The organism is Chloroflexota bacterium, from assembly GCA_016219275.1.
GTDB lineage: Bacteria > Chloroflexota > Anaerolineae > UBA4142 > UBA4142 > JACRBM01.
In genome coordinates this window covers 99,639-120,968 of sequence record JACRBM010000058.1, presented here as the reverse complement: position 1 = coordinate 120,968, position 21,330 = coordinate 99,639, and the positions used below count along the sequence as shown (strand labels likewise).

The window sequence follows — 21,330 nt, the reverse complement described above, 5'->3', positions numbered from 1 at the left end:
TCGCAATTTTTCCGGCGACCAGAGGGGGGCAAACTGCGCCACCCTCTGGACTCCCCCCAGAAATCAGAAATCCAGAATTCAGGAAACAGAACCAAACCCAGGGAAAGACTCGGCAACGCGAAACCCGATATCGTAGTAACGGATATGAGGATTGCTGCGGCCGCGGTACGCACAACGCGCGAAATCTCGATAGCTGCCCCAAGACCCGCCACGAAGAACGCGAGAATTCCCAGAATCAGGACCCCGCGGATTTTGTGCCGGTGAATTTTTATAGTACTCCGCGTCATACCAATCCGCGCACCACTCCCACACATTGCCTGCCATTTCTTTTACATGGTATGGGCTATCACCGCGCGAGCCGTACTTTCCAACTGGCGTTGTGCCTTTCTCGTTGTCGTTAAAGTTGCAACGAGTTGCATCGGGTTACTCGTTGCCCCATGGATAACATCGTCCATCTGTCCCGCGCGCGGCTTTTTCCCATTCCGCTTCGGTGGGCAAGCGTCCGCCCGCCCAATGCGCGTACGCGTTCGCGTCATCCCAGGTCGCATTCGCAACCGGATGCTTGTCCTTACCAGTGGGAAACCTGCGCCAGTTCTTGTCCCAATCGTACGGAACATCGCGCCCAGTCGCATCCGCGAATTTTTTGTACTCCTCGTTCGTCACCGGCGTTTCGCCAATGTAGTACGCGTCGAGATAAATTTTGCGCTGCGGTTTTTCGTTTTCAAACGATTTTGCGTCCCAGCCAAAGCGCAGATTCATTTCTAGAATATCGGCATCGCTCGTGCCGCGCAAAAATTCGCCGGCGGGAATCAGGATCATTCGTTTGCCATCTTTACCGTACTTGTAGGTCGGCGTGAACAGCGAATCCGGTTTCTCAATGGGCGGTGGTTCAGGTTCAAGCACCTCAATGCGCGGCGCGGGTGATTCGGGTTCGGCGGGTAGCGGCACAGGCATTTCAATCGGTTTATTCAATTGTGAAAGGAAACCGGTCAACGCGATGATTTGATTCGCGGTAAATTTGTCGCGAAATTTGAGCAGAAGCAAATCCACAATCGCAATTTGGATTTGCTTTTCCAAATCCAGCGCCGCGCCAAAATCCTTCCACTTGACCTCGCCGCCAATATGACGAACAAATTGTTGCGTTGCCGGTGTGCGTTCGCATTTTTTCAGAAAAGCCAAGCGTGGTCGTTTGTGTTTACGCGCGGTGGCGTACTCGCGCAAAACCGGATACGTGATTTCTTTGCCCAGCACCAAAACGAAAATATCGCACTCTTTGACCTTGCGCAAGTACACACGCGGCGCGGCTTCCGGCGACGCCGGGCTATCCTCAAATCGCCACGAACGCGAGACGGGCAACGCTTCAATCGCTTTTTTCGCGGCGGCGCGCTCGGCAATCAAATCGTCGCACTTGGGGTTCATCAGCGAACTGACGAACACAAGCAACGGTCGTTCGCTCAACGACTCGCGCACGGTCTTCGCCGCATCCTCCACTGGCTTTTGTACTTCATCCGTCGCCTTGCGAAACTCACGCAACGATTCGCCCACCATCCGCGCCAACTTTGGCAATTGGCTTGGACCAAATAGAACGAGCGCAACGATCAGAATAATCAGCAAATCTTGCGGTTGAAATCCAAACATCGTTTTTCTCCGTTAAAGAGCAAAACCGTTTGCCAACCCATCAACCATCGAACTATCGAACTGACCCTGCACAGCGAAACCCTACCGTTGCGTATCCACTTTCCGGTGAAATGTAATCGCGGCTGGCGCAGCGCGCGAGATCGGATGCGGCATCCCACGCGCCGCCGCGTAGCACACGCCAATCGCCGGATGCGGGACCGCGTGGATTTCGGTCGGGCGACAACTTGAAATAATCCTCCGCGTACCAGTCCGCGCACCACTCGGATACATTGCCGACCACATCCATCACGCCGAACGGACTATCACCGCGCGGCGAGAACTGATTCACCGGCGTCGTGCCGTGCACATTTGATTCGCGCGAGTTGAACCGTGTTACATCGAGCCGATTACCCCAGGGAAACCAACGACCGTCCGTACCACGCGCGGCTTTTTCCCACTCCGCTTCGGTCGGCAGGCGCTTGCCCGCCCACACCGCGTACGCGTTCGCATCATCCCAGGACACGCAGGTAACCGGGTGATCGCTTGCGCCGATCATGTACGAACGATAACGCTTATCCCAGTTTTCCGGCACTGGTCGCAGTGCGCCAGCATCGAGAAACTTTTTGTAATCGGCATTCGTCACCGGCATTTCGTCAATGTAATACGCGTCGAGGTACACGCGGCGTTGCGGCATCTCATCCGCAAACCACTCGCGCTTCCAACCGTATTGCGCCTCCATCTCGACCAGATCAGCATCACTCGTCCCCATCAGAAAAAACCCGGCGGGAATGAGGATCATTCGCTTGCCGTCTTTGCCGATGTGAACAGACACGAGATCCTCCGCGTAAGGGCGAGGCATTCGCCGAATTCGATTTCTTGCGGAAATGGTTTGGCATTCGCAAATCACCTTGTCGAGAAACACGATTGCGCGAATACCTCGCCCCTACAAAATCCGTTTAACCGCGTCGAGCGACGGCTCGATGAGCGTGCCTTCACCCGCAACTTGCATCGCGCTCTTGATGTCTTTGAGACCGCTGCCGGTGATGAGACACACAATCGTCTCGTCCGATTTCACAAGACCTTGCTTGACCGCTTTCTGCAATCCCGCATACGCGGTGGACGCCGCTGGTTCCGCAAACACGGCTTCGGTGCGCGCGAGATCGCGAATCGCGGCGAGAATTTCGTCGTCGCTCACGGTGAGGTACGCGCCGCCGGTCTCGCGCACCGCGCGCACCGCGCGCACCCCATCGCGCGGAATGTCTGCGCTGATCGAATCCGCGATGGTTGTCGCGTTGACCGGTGTAATCTTTTCCGTCCCAGCTTTCCACGCGTTGTAACACGCCGCCGAACCTTCGGCTTGAATGCCCATCAATTTCGGCATCTGGTTGATCCAACCCAGGTTCAACAAATCTCCAAGCCCTTTCCACAAACCGCTGATGATGTTGCCATCGCCTACAGATACAAAGATCGAATCAGGCGCAGTCCATTTGGCAATTGGTAATTGGTAATTGGTAATTTGCATCAACTGTTCGCAAATTTCAAACGACGCCGTTTTCTTGCCCTCGACTGTGAACGGATTGTACGCGGTGTTGCGACAGTACCAACCAAATTCTTTCGACGCGGCGAGACACAAATCGAATGCCTGGTCGTAGTTACCTTTGACGAGCATCACACGCGAACCGAAAATCAACAGTTGCGCGATCTTGGCTTGCGGCGCGGTTTGCGGTACGAAGATCACAGTCGGCATTTGCGCGGCGGCGGCGAGACCCGCGAGCGCCGCGCCCGCGTTCCCCGTGCTCGCCGTTGTGATGATCTCGACGCCGAGTTCGCGCGCCTTGGCGACGACGAACGCGCTCGCACGATCCTTGAACGACGCGGTCGGATTGCGTCCATCGTCCTTCAAATATAGATTGCTCAAACCGAGTTGCGCGCCCGCTTTCGTCGCGCGATAGAGCGGCGTCCAACCAACGTGAAGCGGCGGCGCGAATCGCGAAGCGTGCGCGTCGTCAATCGGTAACAGCGGCGCGTATCGCCAAATCGAAAAATCGCGCGACTCGGAAATTTGGCGCGGCGATGTCGTCGCGGCAATCGCCTTGTAGTCGAGGATCGTGTCGAGGATGCCATCATCGCCGTGCTTGGGGCAAACATAGCGCACCGCGTTCGATTCGTACTCAGCGCCGCACAGCGTACATTTGAAATGAAAAGTCATTGTGTCTCCCATCGTGCGCGATCACACATCACGCGTCACGAATTCAGTAGTTCCTTTGCGCGCGCCACCAATTCCGGATTATCCACTGCGAGTTCGAGCACGTGAGCGAAATCGGAACGCGCCCCGGTATCGTCGCGATGTGCGCGCCGCGCATTCCCGCGCCAAAAGAAAAACTCGGCGACATTGGGATTCTGCGCGATGGCGGCATCGAATTCGCGCATGGCATCCGCGATTTTCCCGCGATGGAACAGCGCGAGCGCCAAACTGTGGTGAACGCCTGCCGCGTTGTTCCCCGCGCGCGGCAACGCTTCGCGAAAATATTTCTCGGCGTCGGTGTAGCGCTTTTGCATCTGCCGCATCTGCCCGATGTTGTAGAGCGCACGCGGATTCCCAGGATCGAGTTTCGCCGCGGCGCGATACTCGGCAATCGCCGATTCGGCGTGCCCATACGCCGCGAAAAAATTGCCGCGCTCGATGATCGGATCGGGTGTGCCAGGACGCGCGGCAATCGCGTTGTCCAGTTTGCGTAATTCATCGCGCGCGTGTGTGTCCAGACTCACTTCCCAACGTTTGACCCAGGCGCTGCGGTCGAGCAAAAACAATCCAATCACCAGGATTGCTTGCGCGATAAAAACAGCTACACCCAGGTTCGGAAGCGCAAAATAGATCGTTTGCCAATCGCCTTCAAAACCGGCGAACGTGATCAGCGGATAACCGACGAGCGCCCAACCCAGTTGAATCCGCGCGGACGCGAGCATCGTGTACTTGAACCATGCTCGGTTGGAAACGCGCGTCAGAAGCAAGAGGGCAAATCCGAAAATCACCGACACAAGATTGCCCGCGAGCGAAATCCACCAATCTTGCAAGTCTGTGAATCGCCCGCGCGGAATCACGTATCCGAAAAACAGCGCGTAGTGAAATCCGCCACCGAACCAATCAATCGTTCCGCCCATTTGGTACGTCGCCGCGGCGTGACCGAGTTCGTGCAGAAACACACCGATTGGCACGAGCACGAAGAACGCGAGTTCGCTCGCGAGTCGCCGGTCGAACGGGGACAACTCGTCGTCGGTGAACGCGCGCCAATTCTGCTTGAGTGTCCACAACGCGCGCACGCCAAGCACCGCGTAGAAAATCGAGAGCAGGTCAAATAGTCCCATAGTTTGCTCATGCGATAATGCGATAATGCGATAGTTGAAAACGCAGTCACGTAACTATCGCACTATTCCACTATCGAACTATTGCGCTTTCAGAATTTCCCGGATCTGTTCCAGATGCTCGCGCTCGTGTTCGAGCATTCGTCGCGCGACCTTGCGCGGCGTCCATTCTTCGCCGCCGTGATTGGTCACGCGCGCGCGTTCGTCGGCGGGTAAATTCTGGAGACGTTGCAACACGAGCGCGCGCGTCGCCGCGATGCGCCACAACAATTCCGGCAAGCCGCCTTCGTCCAGCCGCGACGCGTACCACAGATCCGCTTGCGCGAGATGCGCGAGGATGTTGCGGATTGCCCAATCATTTTCACCCGATTTGCGAGTGAGCGCGTCCGCCGGCATCGCGGCAAGAACGCGGAGCAACTCTTGACGCGAGAGCGCGGCGCGATGCCACAAGTCTTCGAGTTCGTCATAATTCATCGCCGCGTAATCCGGCGGCAAGATCGTGCTCTCCGTTTCGGTCACGTCGAGCTCGATTGCTTCATTCGCATCCGGCGCGTCGAGATGATGTTGACGCAACCACGCGAGGTACGCCGCGATGGCTTCGCGCACATTCGCCATCGCTTCGTCCTTCGTCTTGCCGCGCGCCACACAACCAATCAACGCGGGAACATGCGCGAGATAGCCACCCTCTTCAATCGCTTCGGCAGAAGTTTCGAGAAAGACCTGGTATTGGGGCATGTCACCTCCCAGTCCGATCGTGCAATAGTGTGTTAGTGCGATAGTTGAATGTTCGCGCATCAACTATCGCACTATCGAACCATCGCACTATCGCACTATGTGCGTTCCCGTTTCACCGCGCAACGCGCGCCCGATATTTTCCGGATTCGTGATGATCGCATGCTTGCCGCCGGCTTCGAGGAACCAAATGATCGCTTGCATCTTGGGCGCCATCGAACCTTTGGCAAAGTGCGTGCCGTCGGCGAGATACTGCTTCGCTTCGGCGAGCGTCAGCTTGTCGAGCCATTGCTGATTCGGCTTGCCAAAGTTGATCGCCACTTTTTCGACCGCGGTCGCGATCAAGAACATATCCGCTTTGATTTCGCGCGCGAGCAAACTCGATGCGAAATCCTTGTCAATCACCGCTGCGGTGCCGCGATATTCGCCGTCACCAACGTCAATCACCGGGATGCCGCCGCCGCCGACCGTGATCGCGATGATACCTTGATTGAGCACGGCTTCGATGGTCGTTTGCTCGACGATTTCTGCTGGCTGTGGCGAGGGCACAACGCGCCGCCAACCGCGTCCCGCATCTTCGACGACACTCCAGCCCATTTCGTTTTTGCGGCGCATGGCTTCGGCTTGATCCATAAAACTGCCGATGGGCTTGGATGGATTCTTGAACGCGGGATCCTCCTGGTTCACCAAAACCTGGGTGATGATCGTCGCGACGCGTTTCTTGATCCCGCGATGGTACAACTCGTTTTGCAACGCTTGTTGCAATTCGTAACCGATGGCACCTTGCGAGTCTGCGCCGCACACGTCGAGCGGGACTTCGTGCATCCCTTCGACCTTCGCCGCGATCTCGGATCGGCGCAAGATGAAACCGACCTGGGGACCGTTGCCGTGACCAATCGCAATGTCCCAGCCCTGCTCGACCATATCGGCGATGTGGTGCGCGGTCTCGCGCAACGCCGATTCCTGGTCTTCGACCGATTGATGCGCCGCGTCTTTGATCAGCGAGTTACCGCCAATCGCGATGACCGCCAGTTTACGTTTTGTCTTCTTGACGGTTTTCTTCGCGATGGGTTTTGTAATTTTCTTTTTTGTGGGCATTTGAATTCCTTCCGAGTGCAATAGTTCAATAGTGCGATAGTCGCCAATTCAGAGTTTCAACTATCGCACTATTGCACTATCTAACTCATCGTCAGAGCCATTACCGCTTTTTGCGCGTGCAAGCGATTTTCGGCTTCGTCGTACACGACCGAGTTCGGTCCATCAATCACGCCATCGGTCACTTCGATGTTGCGGTCGGCAGGCAGCGGGTGCATGTAAATCGCGTCGGGCTTGGCTAACTTCATCTTGGCTTCGTCGGTGATCCAGTGCTTGTACGAGTCCTGCATCTTTTTGCCTTCGGTCTTGTCGTCCGTTGTCAACAAGGGACCCCAGGATTTGGCGTAGATAATGTCCGCGTCCTTGAACGCTTTCTCCATGCCATTCTTGTCGTCCACGATGTCGAACGCCGTGCCGAATTTTTTCGCTTGCTCTTGCGCCTGCCCAACGATGTCAGGCATCAGTTTGAATTCCGGCGGATACGCAAGCGTGACATCCATGCCAAAGCGCGGCATTTGCAGGATCAGCGATTGCGGCACCGAGATCGGTTTGAGGTACGACGCGGCATACGCCCACGAAACGACGATCCGTTTTCTCCGCAGATCGCGTCCCTTCTTTTCCATGATCGTCATCAAGTCGGCGAGGCATTGGAACGGGTGATAGATGTCGCACTGCATGTTGAGAATGGGCGAACGCGAATACTTGGCGACTTCGTTGATGTACTGGTTGCCGAATTTCCAATCGCATTGGCGAATCGCGATGCCGTCGAAATAGCGACCGAAAATTTCGCCGATTTCCTTCGCCGTGTCGCCGTGCGAAATCTGCGTCGTCTCCGAGTCAATGAACGCGGCGTGACCGCCGAGTTGCGCCATGCCCGCTTCGAACGAGCCGCGCGTGCGCGTGCTGGAGAAAAAGAACAGCATCGCGAGTACCTTGTCGCGTAAAATCGGATGCGGTTCGTTCAACGCGCGTTTGCGTTTCAGATCGAACGCAACCTCCAATACGGTTTCGACTTCTTCTTTCGAGAAATCCAGGTCGCCGATCAAATCGCGACCGTGTAAGAATGTTTGCATGTGATAGTCTCCTTGTCTTGTAGTCTGATAGTCGGGTAGTCGTTAGTCGAATAGTCGTCAGTCGCGTGATTTGCTGCCGCGCAAGTACGCGATCATGCCGTTGATGAGTTTCTTGGCTTCAGATGCCAGGTCGTGTGCCGCTAGTCTTTCATCTTGGGTGATGTACTTGCGGTCTAGCGCAAGATATAATTCCGATTGCGTTTCACTTGCGGAGCGTCGCGCAATTTTCAGGAAACGAATGAACTCTGGATCGGAACCTGAATCGAATCCTTCTGCGATGTTGTGCATGACGGATCCTGCCGCGCCCTGAATCTGGTTTCGCAATTTGAAATCCTTGGCGAACGTCGTGTGTTCGGTCAGATCATAAATCGTGTTCGCAAGTTCGCGCGCCTTTTGCCATGCCTTGAGATCCTCGAATCGCTCGATCTTCGCCATTCCAGCCTCCACTGTGAGACTATCCGACTATTCGACTACGTGACTATTCGACTGCTCCCAAAACCATCGCGATCAACGTCATGCGCATCACCACGCCATTGAACGCTTCTTGCCAATAACGCGACCAGCGCGTAATGTCCACATCGAGTGGAATCTCGTCCATGCGCGGAAGCGAATGGAGCAGAATCGCATCGCTCTTGGCTTTGCCCATCAACAATTCGCGCGTGATCTTGTAATTCGCCGGCGTCAGCGACTTGTCCTTGCTCGCTTCCTGGCGCGCCTGCGTGTAATCCGGTTGAATTACTGGCTCGACCAAAATCACATCCGCGTCCGCAATCGCTTGCTCGACATGCTCGGCTTCGGTAAAGTTGAGTCCGTACTGTTTGAAATCGGCTTTGTACTCTTCCGGCATCCGCATATCGGGCGAGTTGGGGAAGAGGTCGTTTGCGCCCGGCGAAACGAACGTGATGGGGCAATCGAATTGCGAGAGCGCGTAACCGAGCGAGTGCATCGTGCGCATCCGCATGTCGCCGACAGCGAGCCAGCGTAAACCGTCAATGCGACCCTTTTCGCGGAGCACGGTGTAGAGATCGGTAAGAATCTGGGTCGGGTGTTCGCCCCAGCCATCGCCGCCGTTGATGATCGGCACGCTCGACCATTTCGCGGCTTCATGCGGCGCGCCTTTTTGGAAATGGCGCATCACGATCACGTCGCCGTAAAATTCCAACATCTTGACCGTGTCCTTGATGGACTCTTGATACCAGTCGCCCGCGCGCGTCATTTTCGCGTCCGAGAAACCGGTCACGTGCCCGCCGAGGCGGTGCATCGCGGCTTCGTGCGCGAGGCGCGTGCGCGTGCTGGGTTGATAGAACGCGGTGACGAGCGTTTTCTCTTTGAGCATGTCCACGTTCTTGCGCCCGCGCGCGATCACTTCCATCTTTTGCGCGACGTCAAAGACGTGGAAAAACTCGTTCCGTTCAAATTCCTTGAGCGACAAAATGTCGCGTCCGGCAAAACTACGCATGGTAAAATCCTCCTTTGGGTTTGTGGTTTATTTCAATTGTCATTTCGAGCGAAGCGAGAAATCTCACCCTGTGAACGCAAGTCGGAGATTTCTCGCTTCGCTCGAAATGACATATTTCACGCGAAGCGTTCATCCTTCACGCGAAGCGTTCATCCTTGCCTTCTCGATCTCCGCCAGCGTTTCCTGCGCTGATTGCAAACTTGGCGAGCGCAGGCGCGTGAAAATCTCGACGGCGCGGCGGGAGAGGGATAATGCCTCATCAAAATTGCGGTTTTGTTTGAGCAGGGCTTTGGTGAGGCGGTGACAATTGTTGGCAATCAACTCCTGCCGCCCGATTTTTTCTGCCAGCGCGAGGGCTTCGCGGGCGAGGGATTCGGCTTCTGTCCACTGCTCGCGGTCGAGGGCGAGTGCTGCTAGGCTGCCTGTGGCGTCAGCAATACCTTCATCAAATCTGTTTCTCTTGTAAATTTGCACGGCTTCGCGGTAGTCGCGCTCGGCGGTGGGGTAGTCTTTGTTGGCGTGTTCCGCTTCTGCCAGATGGTTCAGGGCAATGGCGACATCGTCGCTTTCGGGGGAGATGGAGCGGTCAATTTCCAGCGCTTCACGGTAGGCGGTGATGGCGGCGGGATAGTCTTTGTTCAGTTCGTGACCGATTCCGCGCAATTGGATGACAATCGCTTTTTTGCGCGGGATGCTGTCCTGCCAGTGTATAGCGGCGCGGGCGGCGCACGCCAGCACTTCGGCGGGTTGGTTGCGGCGTTGGTAGGTTGTTCCCGCATAGTATGCGTTTGCGCCTGCATTTTCTTTGTCATCTGTTGCGATGGCGCGTGCTTCGGCTTGTTCGGAAAGCCAGATGCGCTCATCCCATTTGCCCATGAAGTTGAGAAAGAACATGAGTTGATTGCACACCCTTTGCAGGCGGGAGTTGTCGCCTGTCAGCAGGCGCGTCAGGGCGGCGGAGATGAATTCCCATTCGGCGTCCAGCATGGGGAATTTTTCATAGTCTTCGCTATCGCCACCGTATTGCATGGCGAGGGCGTAGGCGCGGTCGGTGAGAGCGTCGCCTGTTTGGGTGACGGCTTCGGGGCGGCGTGTGCGGATGAATTTCGCTGTCAGCGGGGGTAAAAAATAGGTTTGGGCGGACAGGTCAGAGGTCAGGATGGAGCGGTCGGTCAGGTCTTCCAGCGCGGTCTCGGCTGCGCGGTTGGGCAGGTCGGTCATGTCCGCGATCCACTTGAGTTTGGCAGGCAGGCTGAAATACGTCAGCGCGGCGAGGACTTGAGTCTCGTCGGGGCTAAAGGTCTTCAGCAGGTCGCCGAAGATGTATTCGAGCGGGTCGTTGCCTTTGGGGGCTTTGTCAATGAAGGCGCAGGCTTCGGCGATGGTGCGGCACTGCGAGCCATCACGCCCCAACTGCCCCGCGATCCAGCGGATGAAGAGCGGGTTGCCCTGCGTGATCTCGTACAGGTCTTCGCGCTCTTTTTGGGAGGCGCGGGCGAGGCGCGGATATTTGGCGGCGAGTTCGGCGATGAGTTGCAGGGCTTCGTCGCGGGCGAGGCGGTCGAGGCGCACGATGCGCGCATCCACGTCGGTGCGGCGGCGGGAGGTGACGATGGCTTTGTTCCCTTCGGGCAGGCGCGAGAGGAATTGGAACAGGCGCGTGCGCTCTTCTTCGGGCAGGGTTTCCAAATTGTCGAAGATGATCAGCGCCTTTTTGCCCGCCAGCGCGAGGCGCAATGTGTTGGGGCGCTCATCGGGCGCGAGTTTTTCGAGTCCGTCTGCGCCCAATTCCTTGCCCAGTTCGTCCAGCATGGCGAGGTAGGTCGGGCGGGTGAAGTCGGTCAGTTTTGCTTCGCCTTCGGCAGTCAGTTCGCGCACTTTGGCGGTGATGAAGATTTTGCGCTCGAAGAGTTCCGCTGGCGCGTCGTGCGCGGCTTTGATGGCGAGGGCGGTCTTGCCGATGCCGCCAGGTCCGTCAATGAGTGCGCCCCAGGTGCGGGATTCGAGGGAGAGGGCGGATTTGATGATGTCGAGTTCTTTGACGCGACCAATGAAGAAGCCCTCGGGTGGGAGGGTGTTGCCGCGAGGTGGAGTAATTGGTGATTGGTGATTGGTGATTGGTTTGAGTTCGTCAAGATAGTTATGAACGGATGTGGCAATTTTCATTCCCAGGTCAGCGGGAGAGGTGAAAAAGTCAACAACTTTTTCTTTTAAAATTTTTGCTTTGAACTCATCCAACTTTTTAATTTTTGCCGCGTCTTTTTCCATCATCTTCGGCGGCCAAGGTTCGTTCTCGTCCACCACAAAACACAAAACACGTTTGCCTTTGCTTTTGGCGTGAAGGTATTCCTGCTCTGTGATCGAAACATCCGCACCTTCGGGAATAAATCCGTAACGATAGGCATAAATGCCAATGACGAGGTCGCATTTTCCCAGTTGGTCAAGCGCAACGCTGGTTGCTTCTTCTGTCCGCGCGCCAAAAATTTCCATGCGCCCGACTTCTTGCCCAATGCGTTCCAATGCATCGTGCGCGGCTTTGCGATGTTCGATCAAGTCAATGTAGGTGGAGGAGAGGAAGACTTTCATCGTTGTCCTCATTTGCATCTAGTGCGCGCTGTTCGGTGCGCCCACGCGCCGAATCACGTGGAACGAAAAATAACCTGGAACGAAATAACTGATCGAATAATCCACGACGCGCCCGTCGTGCGTGCACAGCTGCGCGTCGAGTTTGTGAAGCGGCTCGCCGGCTTTGATTTTCAACTTGCGCGCAATCGTCTTGTCAGCCGATTCAATCAGGATGTCCGTGCGCGAGTGGCTCAGATGCAAATCGCGGCGGCGCAATAAAAGGTCGAGCACCGAGCCGCGAAAATTTTTATCGAGGTCTTGCCGTTGCAGGACGGTGGTCGGCACCACGTCCACGAGATACGCAATCGGACGCGCGCCGGTCAAAATCACGCGCGCGACCGAAATCACCGCGACGCGCTCGGACAATTGCAAGCATTCGGCTTCGGTCGGCGTCGGCTCGCGTTCTTCGATCACTGGCTCGCCCATCTGGGTCGCCAAACCGATGCGCCGCGCGAGCGTTTCCAGACTTTCGAGTTCTTCGAGCCCCGCGTCAATGCGCGGCAACATCGGCGCGACGAACGTCCCTACCCCGTGGCGGCGCACGACCACGCCGCGTTGTTCGATCTGGGAAAGGGCTTCACGAATCGTCGCGCGACTCACGCCGAACCGTTGGCTAAGTTCGGTTTCAGAAGGCAACCCACCATTGTCGCGCGCGAGTTTGCCGGCGTGAATGCCGGCGAGGATTTCTTGCACGACCTGGCGAGCGAGGGAAATGTTTCGACGCACCATAACCGTTTCCAAATCTGCCAGACGACAGTCGTCTGACAACTTGAATTATACAGAAAATGGAAAAGAAGTCAAAAAGGGAAATGCGACAATATGCTTCGAGTTACAGCGGTGGCTCAATCAAAGCCAACGACTCGGCAATCGCATCTGCCGGAGACATCTCGCGCGAGGGATGCGCTTTGTCCATCGAGTCATGGCGATGATGGGGAAAGGTCGCAACGTCTTTATGATGAGGCGCATTGTCCCATCGCGCAATAGACTTGTTTCCCGCATCCAAAAGTTGATAGCGGTATTTGGTTCGTACAACTTGATCGTTCACGATGACAACATACTCTGCAAGATGCAATACGTGTCCCTGAACAAATTTCAGTACGGCTTTGATGTAACACTCATTCTCGTCAATCTCGCGGTATGAAACATCCGAAGAGACAATCGCCGAAACGGGTCCGATGAGCACGAGCAATTGACGATAGTATTCCTGCGCATTCACGCCGCGACCTCAATCAGTACTTGGGCTTTTTGCATCCACACCGCCCGCCCGCGCGCCGCGGCAAACCAATCAAAGTACTCCTCAGCATCACCCAGCTTGCCCGCGTCGAATTCCGCCAGAAACTGATCGGTCGTCATCTGAAATCGTTGTTCAAAAGATTGACACTCTTTGGCAAACTGTTCGTATCGCAAACGCGCCATCACGGCTTCGCTTTTCAAAGCCGCCTTCACAATATCCTTGACGATGTGATCTGGAAAGGGTGATTGGGTTGATAGTTCAAGAACCATTTTGCACCTCGTTTATCGTTGCGCCAATTATATCACATTTACACCAACCACTCGCCTGCCCACAACTCGCCGTGCGGCATCCCGCTCTCACGCGCCGCGCGCACGACGGCATTGACATCGAGTGGCACGCGATGAAATTCAATCGCGATGTTCTGGTCGCGCGAATCCAGAATCGCGTACTCGCTCCACGGTGGACGGCGCAACTGTCCCAGGGCGTCACGCTCCATCGGCATTCCGACGCTCCCCGGATTGATGACGAGTGCATCGCGAAATCGTCGCAACATTTGCTGATGCGTGTGTCCGCCCGCCAACACCGTTGCGCGATAATCGCCCAAGCGTGATTGTAATTCATTCTCCGGCGTCGTCGCGAGAATGAGATCCGTGTTCGATTGCGGCGAGCCGTGAAAACAAAGCAAGGTCTGGTTGCCCTCAAGTTGAATGTTGACGCGCGGCTGGAACGCGCGCATGAACTCAAGGTCGGCGGACGAAAATTGTTGCATCTCCCATTCGAGCATCGCCATCAAGCGCCGTTCTTTTTCGGAATTGGGATCGTACGTTTGCGGCACGAGAAACCACTCGTCGGTATTGCCACACACGACCGGACAACCCAGCTCGCGTACGCGGCGAATGACCGGCACGGGTTGCGGTCCATTCGCCGCGACATCGCCGAGGCAAACGATTTGGTTGACATGGTCGCGCTCGATGTGAGCAAGGACAGTTTGCAGAGCAATAAAGTTTGCGTGAATGTCGGAGATCAGCGCGATTCGCATTCGATTCCTCCAGCCAAAGCATCTTGAATTACTGGCTCATTCTAGCACAATTCAGAACAATGCAAAAACGAGCGCGCAGTTGCACGCTCGTTTTGCTTGAACAATCCGATCGAGTCGCCGACTTACGGGGACTCGAACGGCACGTACCCGCTCTCCGCGATTGCCGCTTTGCCTTCGGCAGTCAAGAGCCAATCGCGCAACTGCGCGGCGGAACTGTTTCCCGGCAAGTTTTTCCGTGTGACCACATACACCGGCGCGGTCAACGGATACGCGCGCGTCGCAATGTTCTCCGAGGTCGGCTTGATTCCGTTCACGCCGACGAGTTTCACATTCTTGTCCGGGAGCATGAATGTCGCGTAATAGTAAACCGAGTAGCCGACACCCTGTGGATCTCTGCCGATGGCATTGACCGCGCCCATCATCGTTTCGATGATCATATCAGGTGCTTGAATCATCGGCGTGCCTCGCATCACCAAAGCATCCATCAATTCCTGGCTACCCGAGTTGCGGTCGCGCTGGTACGCTTTGATCGTTCCCTTACCGCCCAGAGTCGCCCAGTCCGTGATCTTGCCCGTGTAAACATCACGCACGTTCGTGATGGTGAGATTGTCCACCGGATTTTTCACGTTGACCAGGAACACGAACGCATCGAGTGCGAACGGGCGCGCGTCCAACTCGACGCGGTTTTGTTTTGCCGCGTTCAACTCATCTTCCGATGGCGCGCGCGCGACCAGGATCAGATCGGTTTTGCCGTTGATGAGATTCATGTACGCCGGGTTCGTTCCGGTATGCTGGGTCGCCTCGAATAGTTTGTTTGCCTCGGCGCGCAAGCTTTCTTTCAAATCAGGCGCGATGGTGCGCTCCGAAAAAATCGGTTCTTGCCAGACACAGCGCAGACCGAACGCCTTGCATGCGATCACGATATGCAACGGCTTGGTCGAAGTCGAGCCGTCCACCCTGGGATAGTCGCGCGCGATCAAGTTGAGGTCCGGTTTGATTGTTGGCGTCGCGGTGGGCGCGATAGTTGGGGCTATCGGCATAGAGGCGCAACCGAAACAAGTCAGAAGAAACACAACGATGCCAAGCAAAGTTTTCTTCATTTCGCCCTCCCACTTATTCGAGGTCAAACGTCACGGTCACGCGCGCACTGATCGAGATTTGTCCAGGCGCGAAGGTGCCTTCTTCGCTGAAGGCGCCGCCGCCGCCAACATTCTGAACGACGTTCTGCGACATCGCCCCACCCCACCGCGCGCTGTACGACGACCACCAACTCGATTGGTTCTCTTGAATAGATTGCGGTTCCCCGATTTTGCGTCCTAGTTCGCTCGCCAACGCGCGCGCTTTTTCCCGCGCCGCTTGAATCGCCAGCGCGCGCGCCTGATCGCGATACTTGCGGAGTTCGGTCGTGCGAAACTGGACGCCTTGCACGTGCGTTGCACCCGCGCCCAACGCGCCCGTGAACACATCCTCGAATTTGGAAACGTCTTTCAACGTGATGACGACCGTCTTGCGGATAAAGTAGCCGATGAAATCCGCGTCGGTGTAATAGCCGTTGCGATAGCGCGGCTCGACGTTGATCTGATCCGTTTGGACATGCTTGGGGTCAATTCCAAAATCCTTGGTCAGCGCGGTAATTCTCTTGACGCGGTCGTCATTCTGTTTTTTCGCGATCTGGATGTTCTTGTCCCAGGTCTCCACACCCAGGATCAAAATTACTTCATCGGGGGCAACTTTGATTTCCGCGTCACCCGTTGTCGTGATCGGACGCGCGGCTAGAGCAGGCGCGGCGCGATTTTCCGCGCGGAGAGACGGCGTGCCTAGCAACGCGAGAATACCAGTGAACAGAATCGCCACAAGCAAAACACTTTTTCGCATTTTTTCCTCCGTTAATCTGTTAATCGCATAGCCACGATTGGACTATCCGACTACAAGACTAACAGAGGAATGTGTCAATCGTGTGGCAAAGGAGGAAAAGTTTGAGGACGATTACGCGGCAGGCAAGGAGAAACGTACAGTCGTGCCTTGTCCTTCGCGGCTTTCGAGTGCGATGCGACCGCCGTGCGCGACAATGAGCGTTTGCGCGATGGCAAGCCCCAACCCCGCGCCCGCCGAATCCTGGGGATCGCGCGCGCGCGATTTATCGGCGCGATAAAATCGCTCGAACACGCGCGCTTGCTCGGCGATGGAAATACCCGGTCCGCGATCGTGCACCGATACGGTGACGTTGCCCGATGCCGATGCGACATTCACGCGCACCGTTTCGTCCGGCGGCGAATAGCGAATCGCATTGTCGAGCAGATTGACGAGCACCTGGCGAATGCGATCCGGGTCGGCGTGAACCTGGGTCGGCGAACCTTCCACGACAATCGCGACGCGCGGCGCGGCGAATTCGTCCGCGCAATCGCGCGCCAAAGCGGTGAGATCGAACGATTCGCGGCGCAAGGTCAGGGCTTGCGAATCGGCACGCGAGAGGATAAGCAAATCGTTGACGAGTCGAATCAAACGATCTGTTTCGCCTTCGATGGACGCGAGAAACTTGTCGCGCGCGGCAAGATCGTCCACCGCACCATCGCGTAGAGTCTCGACCAAGCCCTTGATCGCGGTGAGCGGCGTGCGAAGTTCGTGGCTGACGTTGCCGACCAGATCGGTGCGCGCTTGGAGCGTGCGCGCAAGATCGCCGCTCATCGAGCGAAACTCGCGCGCGAGTTCACCCAATTCATCGGACGCGCGCGCGTCGAGCGGGTAATCGAAATTACCTGGCGCGAGTTGATGCGCCGCGCGCGTGAGTTGGCGCACTGGTTGCGCAATCGCGCGCGCCAAAATCGCGCCGACCAACGCGGACAGCACGAGCGACACCATCGCGGAGATGAACAACCGCGCGCGCAAATCCGCGAGCACCGATGCCACATCGCGCATCGGCTGTCCCAGGTACACCGCGCCGATGCTGCGTCCATCGCGGCGCAGCGGTACCGCGACAAAAATCCAATCGTCTTGCACGCGCGACTGTTCTTGTCCGTTCAGCGCGGCGGCAACCAGCACGTCGTTGCTGAGATCGCGTCCGCGCTCGACGTTGGCGCTATCGGCTTGGACGACCCCGCGCGCATCCACCACGCGCACGCGCGTGTCCAACTCGGCGCTCAAACGAATTGCGACGTTGTCCAATGAATTCGGCGCGGTGTTCTGGACTTGGACATTGACCTGGCTCGTTTGTTGCTGGAGCGCGTTCTGCGCCGGGGACTGGATTACGGGGGAAACATTCGCCGCACTCGTGGATAGCAGCGCTTGCGCGGTCAAACGCGCCTGGTTGGTGAGACTCTGTTGCAATGCCTGGACGAAATAACCTTGCACGAGCGAGAACAAAACGAAACTAAGCAAGGTCATTGCAATCGCAATCACCAACAAATGACTTAGGACAAGCCGCGTGGTCAAACGATTAAACATCGTCGCTCAATTTGTAGCCGGCGTCGCGGACCGTGACGATCAATTCGCATTCCGCCGCGACCTCGCGCAGGCGCGCGCGCAAGCGTTTGATCGCCGAGTCCACCGTGCGCGTGTCGCCGTAATAATCATAGCCCCAGACCTGGTTGAGCAATTCTTCGCGTGAGAACACACGACCTGGGTTTGCCATCAGTACGCGCAGTACCTCGAATTGAATCGCGGTCACGTCGAACGGCGCACCGCGCCAAGCAACCTGGTGACGCGCCACATCCAATCGCAAATCGCCGGCTTGCAACACGAGCGCGGTTTCGGCGGATTTGGGTTGCGCGCGGCGCAAGATCGTTTTGACGCGCGCCATCAACTCGCGCACGCTGAACGGCTTGACGACGTAATCGTCCGCGCCGATCTCCAAGCCGACGACGCGATCAATCTCTTCGTCCTTGGCGGTGAGCATGATGATCGGCAGATCGCCCTCTTTGCGGAGCGCGCGGCATACTTCCAGTCCATCCATCCCAGGTAGCATCAGATCGAGAATCACCAGGTCGGGATGTTCGGCGCGCGCGAGTTTCAACGCCTGCTCGCCGTCGCGAGCCACAATGGGTTGATGACCGGCTTTGATCAGATTGTACATCAGCACATCCACGATGGATGGCTCGTCGTCCACCACAAGAATTCTGCTCATCGCTCAAATGATAACGCGATTGTGTGTCAATCGCGTGTCAGTTTCGAGACAAGTGTATGATGACGATAAATATTTGGGACGCGGATGAACGCGGATTTTCGCGGATAAGAAAAAATCCGCGTTCATCTGCGTCCAATCATTTGTGGCAATAACGCGTACCACTCCGTCGCGCGCACCACATCGTCCACGCGAATATGTTCGTCCACGATATGCACGCCACTTTCTTCGCCGGGACCGAAACCGACCGACGGAATTTGCGCGACGCCTGCCCAGTACGCGCCGTTCGTCGAAAAGTTCCACTTGCCGGTTGTCGTATCCCAGCCCAACGCGCGCGACGTTTCGATTGCCGCGTGGATGAGCGGATGCGATTCCTCGAACAGCCACGTTAGGAAAATTTGTTCGTGCTCGCGCACATAACCGTTGTAACTCGGTTGTGTGTACCGCAAAAATTCCACGTCGAAATCGGATGACGGCAATAATGCGCGCACCTGCGCGAATGCTTGCTCGGCGGTCTCGCCAACCGTCAAGCGACGATCCAGCACAATCGAGCAACGATCCGGCACGACGTTGAGCGAACCAGCGCACACGTCAATGTGCGTCGCGACAATCGAGCCGCGACCCAGGAATGGATCGTCCGCCAATCGCGCGTCGAGTTCGGGAATCGCGCGCAGCACGCCGGTCATTTTATAGAGCGCGTTGTCGCCAAGCCAATGCGACGCACCGTGCGCGCTCTTGCCGCGCGCGGTCACACGCAATTCGACGCGCCCCTTGTGTCCACGCACCACGCGATTGTTCGTCGGTTCGCCAATGACGACGAAGTCGGGATGGATGTGTTCTTCCTCGACAAACACTTGCGCGGACAAACCCTCGCACCATTCCTCAATCGAACCGAAATAGTACGCAGTGAATCCGTCGAGCAGCCCCAGGTCGTGCGCGATTTTCAAGCCGTAAATCATCGGCGGCGTCGAACCTTTTTCGTCCACCGTGCCGCGCCCGTACATCATTCCGTTTTCGATTGCGCCGCTGAATGCGCCGTGTTTCCACTCGCGTTCGTCGCCCACGCCGACCGTGTCGAGGTGCGAATCGTACAGTAGGATACGTTTGCCATCGCCGATTTTTGCAACGATGTCGCCGTACGGCGCGTAGTGAATATCGCGAAAGCCGAGCGCGCGCAATTCGCGTTCGACGCGCGCGGCAACCTCACGAATGTTGCTGTCGAAACTCGGAATCGCGACGAGGTCGCGGAGAAAGTGGATGATGGTGTCGCGGTACGAAGCGACACGCGGACGGATCGTGTCAATCATTCAAGATTTATCTCACGCTGAAATTTTTCACCGTGTCGAGAACATCGTTGACATAGATTTGTACGCGATATCTTCCAACTGGGAACCCTCGCGACAGAGCGAGAGTAAATTCGATGTTGCGCGTACTCGATGAGACAAGATCCGCTTGTCCTAGTTTGGCATTCGCCGGCATGGCTTGACCAACATCGGTCACGCACCAGATTGCTTTGAATCTGGTGTTCGACGGGGCATTCACGATCCCCAACACCGTGTAGATTTTGTCGGTTGGTCTGAATTCGTCTTTTGGATTGATCGGTTCGCCATCCGGCTCACGCACTGCGCTTGCCAACGCCGACTTGGTAATGATACCCGATGACCTGGGTTGAACCGGGGCTGGGCATCGTTCCGCGTCCAGCGCAGATGTACTAGTTGGGAGTCGTGAACTGCTGTCGGGTGGCGGGCGCACGGTTGTCGCCGAAGGTGGTTTGCGTTGACTAGATGGCACAGTTGGCGAGTCGGGTGGAAGTGGAATGACCCGTGTATTTGACGGAGCCGGTCGCGGGGTTGAACTTGGAGTTACGGTATTTACCCTGGTTGGCGTTGGGTTCACGCGGGGTGTCGGGGCGATCACCGGTGTACTGATAATCCGAAGCGCAACGGAAATCGCCGCGCCGGAAACTTCGATGGCTCGCAATAAAGCCGGTTTAGTTTCATCGGGCACATCATTGCTCAACGTCGTCAAAGCATCTACATATTGATCGAGTCTGGTCTGCATCAATTGTGCGATCGTCTTTGCTTGACTGACGTTTTTGCCAAAGACAACCAACAAGGAATCCGACGATTGTTGTACGTGGTCTTGATAGGCAACCGCTGTATCCGGAATCTTGGCAAACTGGTGCGAACTTACTTGGGTTCGAATTTCCTCTACGCGCACGCCGGCTAAATCTAAATATAGTTTTAGCTTATCGGCATCGCTCACTGACATCGTAATTTGAAGATTTTCGACGCCGCTTTTGATCGGATACAGGAAATCTCCCGGCGCGGCATTCTGAGTCAACCCGATGCCCAAGCCGGCAAAAACGAGAAGATTAGCCACGAGCAAGAGGAGCAAAGCAGAAGCCGGAGAGAGCCGGCTCATTTGGAAGAGCCGGTCCAAACCGGTTTCGATTCGACGCGTTAGTTGGGTCCGCTTTTGTTGAGCGAGGATGGCTTGAGCGCGTCGGATCACTTGGGGTGATGGCTCGCGCGTGTCATCCGATTCCAAAATAGAACGTATCTGTGTAATGCGTCTGATTTCGGTGGCGCAACTGTCACACTGACGTAAATGCGCCGCAATCCTTTGCTGTTCCGCGTCAGTCAATTCGCCGACCGCAAAGGCGATCAACTCTTCATCAAGCACTGGGTGTTCGTTGATCGGCGCGCTAGCGCTCGATAAGGAAGGCTCCGATTGCAAACTGGCACGATGGTCAGAAAAGATGGCTTGAGCTCGCGCGACCGTCGCGTGTGGAGGAATCGGCGACTTGTCGGTTCGGGTAGCCGCCCGGATCAATCGAAAGCGGTTGACAATAGGGGCACATTCGGCGCAGTACGGTACATGCGTCGCAAGTCTATCCCGCTCACCGCCGGTTAGCTCATCGGCGGCAAATGCGATCAGGGTTTCGTAGGAAACTGGATGGGTACTCATCTGATC

At 56.4% G+C, this 21,330-nt stretch carries 20 protein-coding genes and 1 pseudogene; all 21 read right to left on the bottom strand.

Annotation, left to right across the window (positions count from 1 at the left end):
* Positions 1 to 78: 78 nt before the first annotated feature.
* Positions 79 to 405, bottom strand: a pseudogene (locus tag HY868_16230) (SUMF1/EgtB/PvdO family nonheme iron enzyme).
* Between the two features lie 18 nt (positions 406 to 423).
* The gene (gene tatA, locus HY868_16225) at positions 424 to 1,638 is read right to left on the bottom strand and encodes a twin-arginine translocase TatA/TatE family subunit (protein MBI5303684.1); all 1,215 of its coding nucleotides are present in this window, start codon (positions 1,636 to 1,638) and stop codon (positions 424 to 426) included.
* Between the two features lie 52 nt (positions 1,639 to 1,690).
* The gene (locus HY868_16220; GenBank protein MBI5303683.1) at positions 1,691 to 2,449 is read right to left on the bottom strand and encodes an SUMF1/EgtB/PvdO family nonheme iron enzyme; all 759 of its coding nucleotides are present in this window, start codon (positions 2,447 to 2,449) and stop codon (positions 1,691 to 1,693) included.
* Between the two features lie 111 nt (positions 2,450 to 2,560).
* On the bottom strand, positions 2,561 to 3,826 hold the full coding sequence (thrC, locus tag HY868_16215; protein MBI5303682.1) for a threonine synthase: 1,266 nt from the start codon (positions 3,824 to 3,826) through the stop codon (positions 2,561 to 2,563).
* A gap of 35 nt (positions 3,827 to 3,861) precedes the next feature.
* A complete protein-coding gene (locus HY868_16210) occupies positions 3,862 to 4,983 on the bottom strand; it encodes a tetratricopeptide repeat protein (protein MBI5303681.1) in 1,122 nt (373 codons plus the stop codon).
* A gap of 78 nt (positions 4,984 to 5,061) precedes the next feature.
* Positions 5,062 to 5,715: a type II toxin-antitoxin system HicB family antitoxin gene (locus tag HY868_16205; GenBank protein ID MBI5303680.1), complete on the bottom strand. Its 654-nt coding sequence runs from the start codon at positions 5,713 to 5,715 to the stop codon at positions 5,062 to 5,064.
* Between the two features lie 87 nt (positions 5,716 to 5,802).
* Positions 5,803 to 6,810, bottom strand: coding sequence for a carbamate kinase (arcC, locus tag HY868_16200; GenBank protein MBI5303679.1), 1,008 nt, complete (start codon positions 6,808 to 6,810; stop codon positions 5,803 to 5,805).
* An 80-nt stretch (positions 6,811 to 6,890) separates the two neighbouring features.
* Positions 6,891 to 7,880 carry an ornithine carbamoyltransferase gene (locus tag HY868_16195; GenBank protein ID MBI5303678.1) on the bottom strand — a complete coding sequence of 330 codons (990 nt, stop codon included), beginning with the start codon at positions 7,878 to 7,880 and terminating at the stop codon, positions 6,891 to 6,893.
* 57 nt (positions 7,881 to 7,937) lie between these two features.
* Positions 7,938 to 8,315 carry a four helix bundle protein gene (locus HY868_16190; GenBank protein MBI5303677.1) on the bottom strand — a complete coding sequence of 126 codons (378 nt, stop codon included), beginning with the start codon at positions 8,313 to 8,315 and terminating at the stop codon, positions 7,938 to 7,940.
* Between the two features lie 43 nt (positions 8,316 to 8,358).
* Complete coding sequence (gene pyrB, locus HY868_16185; protein ID MBI5303676.1) at positions 8,359 to 9,339, bottom strand: aspartate carbamoyltransferase; 981 nt, start codon at positions 9,337 to 9,339, stop codon at positions 8,359 to 8,361.
* 129 nt (positions 9,340 to 9,468) lie between these two features.
* Positions 9,469 to 11,925, bottom strand: a complete 2,457-nt coding sequence (locus tag HY868_16180; protein ID MBI5303675.1) for a tetratricopeptide repeat protein — start codon at positions 11,923 to 11,925, stop codon at positions 9,469 to 9,471.
* 18 nt (positions 11,926 to 11,943) lie between these two features.
* Positions 11,944 to 12,693: a GntR family transcriptional regulator gene (locus HY868_16175; GenBank protein MBI5303674.1), complete on the bottom strand. Its 750-nt coding sequence runs from the start codon at positions 12,691 to 12,693 to the stop codon at positions 11,944 to 11,946.
* A gap of 100 nt (positions 12,694 to 12,793) precedes the next feature.
* Positions 12,794 to 13,180 carry a hypothetical protein gene (locus HY868_16170; GenBank protein MBI5303673.1) on the bottom strand — a complete coding sequence of 129 codons (387 nt, stop codon included), beginning with the start codon at positions 13,178 to 13,180 and terminating at the stop codon, positions 12,794 to 12,796.
* Entirely contained in the window at positions 13,177 to 13,467 is a 291-nt protein-coding gene (locus HY868_16165; protein MBI5303672.1) for a hypothetical protein, read from the bottom strand. Before HY868_16165 ends, HY868_16170 begins: the two co-directional genes overlap by 4 nt.
* Before the next feature lie 38 nt (positions 13,468 to 13,505).
* Positions 13,506 to 14,237, bottom strand: coding sequence for a metallophosphoesterase family protein (locus tag HY868_16160; GenBank protein ID MBI5303671.1), 732 nt, complete (start codon positions 14,235 to 14,237; stop codon positions 13,506 to 13,508).
* Positions 14,238 to 14,359: 122 nt separating this feature from the next.
* Positions 14,360 to 15,337: a substrate-binding domain-containing protein gene (locus HY868_16155; GenBank protein ID MBI5303670.1), complete on the bottom strand. Its 978-nt coding sequence runs from the start codon at positions 15,335 to 15,337 to the stop codon at positions 14,360 to 14,362.
* Between the two features lie 13 nt (positions 15,338 to 15,350).
* Complete coding sequence (locus tag HY868_16150; GenBank protein ID MBI5303669.1) at positions 15,351 to 16,112, bottom strand: SIMPL domain-containing protein; 762 nt, start codon at positions 16,110 to 16,112, stop codon at positions 15,351 to 15,353.
* A gap of 111 nt (positions 16,113 to 16,223) precedes the next feature.
* Entirely contained in the window at positions 16,224 to 17,678 is a 1,455-nt protein-coding gene (locus HY868_16145) for a HAMP domain-containing protein (GenBank protein ID MBI5303668.1), read from the bottom strand.
* Entirely contained in the window at positions 17,671 to 18,357 is a 687-nt protein-coding gene (locus tag HY868_16140) for a response regulator transcription factor (protein ID MBI5303667.1), read from the bottom strand. Before HY868_16140 ends, HY868_16145 begins: the two co-directional genes overlap by 8 nt.
* A gap of 122 nt (positions 18,358 to 18,479) precedes the next feature.
* A complete protein-coding gene (locus tag HY868_16135; protein MBI5303666.1) occupies positions 18,480 to 19,661 on the bottom strand; it encodes a YgeY family selenium metabolism-linked hydrolase in 1,182 nt (393 codons plus the stop codon).
* 7 nt (positions 19,662 to 19,668) lie between these two features.
* Complete coding sequence (locus HY868_16130) at positions 19,669 to 21,324, bottom strand: zf-HC2 domain-containing protein (GenBank protein MBI5303665.1); 1,656 nt, start codon at positions 21,322 to 21,324, stop codon at positions 19,669 to 19,671.
* Positions 21,325 to 21,330: the final 6 nt, after the last annotated feature.

Bases quoted from the DNA above. Each gene is read 5' to 3' on its own strand.
- HY868_16150 (MBI5303669.1), bottom strand. From the start codon at position 16,112: ATGCGAAAAAGTGTTTTGCTTGTGGCGATTCTGTTCACTGGTATTCTC.
- HY868_16140 (MBI5303667.1), bottom strand. From the start codon at position 18,357: ATGAGCAGAATTCTTGTGGTGGACGACGAGCCATCCATCGTGGATGTG.
- HY868_16195 (MBI5303678.1), bottom strand. From the start codon at position 7,880: ATGCAAACATTCTTACACGGTCGCGATTTGATCGGCGACCTGGATTTC.
- tatA (MBI5303684.1), bottom strand. From the start codon at position 1,638: ATGTTTGGATTTCAACCGCAAGATTTGCTGATTATTCTGATCGTTGCG.
- HY868_16210 (MBI5303681.1), bottom strand. From the start codon at position 4,983: ATGGGACTATTTGACCTGCTCTCGATTTTCTACGCGGTGCTTGGCGTG.
- HY868_16155 (MBI5303670.1), bottom strand. From the start codon at position 15,337: ATGAAGAAAACTTTGCTTGGCATCGTTGTGTTTCTTCTGACTTGTTTC.
- HY868_16180 (MBI5303675.1), bottom strand. From the start codon at position 11,925: ATGAAAGTCTTCCTCTCCTCCACCTACATTGACTTGATCGAACATCGC.
- HY868_16135 (MBI5303666.1), bottom strand. From the start codon at position 19,661: ATGATTGACACGATCCGTCCGCGTGTCGCTTCGTACCGCGACACCATC.
- HY868_16190 (MBI5303677.1), bottom strand. From the start codon at position 8,315: ATGGCGAAGATCGAGCGATTCGAGGATCTCAAGGCATGGCAAAAGGCG.
- pyrB (MBI5303676.1), bottom strand. From the start codon at position 9,339: ATGCGTAGTTTTGCCGGACGCGACATTTTGTCGCTCAAGGAATTTGAA.
- arcC (MBI5303679.1), bottom strand. From the start codon at position 6,810: ATGCCCACAAAAAAGAAAATTACAAAACCCATCGCGAAGAAAACCGTC.
- HY868_16130 (MBI5303665.1), bottom strand. From the start codon at position 21,324: ATGAGTACCCATCCAGTTTCCTACGAAACCCTGATCGCATTTGCCGCC.
- HY868_16145 (MBI5303668.1), bottom strand. From the start codon at position 17,678: ATGTTTAATCGTTTGACCACGCGGCTTGTCCTAAGTCATTTGTTGGTG.
- HY868_16205 (MBI5303680.1), bottom strand. From the start codon at position 5,715: ATGCCCCAATACCAGGTCTTTCTCGAAACTTCTGCCGAAGCGATTGAA.
- thrC (MBI5303682.1), bottom strand. From the start codon at position 3,826: ATGACTTTTCATTTCAAATGTACGCTGTGCGGCGCTGAGTACGAATCG.
- HY868_16175 (MBI5303674.1), bottom strand. From the start codon at position 12,693: ATGGTGCGTCGAAACATTTCCCTCGCTCGCCAGGTCGTGCAAGAAATC.
- HY868_16160 (MBI5303671.1), bottom strand. From the start codon at position 14,237: ATGCGAATCGCGCTGATCTCCGACATTCACGCAAACTTTATTGCTCTG.
- HY868_16165 (MBI5303672.1), bottom strand. From the start codon at position 13,467: ATGGTTCTTGAACTATCAACCCAATCACCCTTTCCAGATCACATCGTC.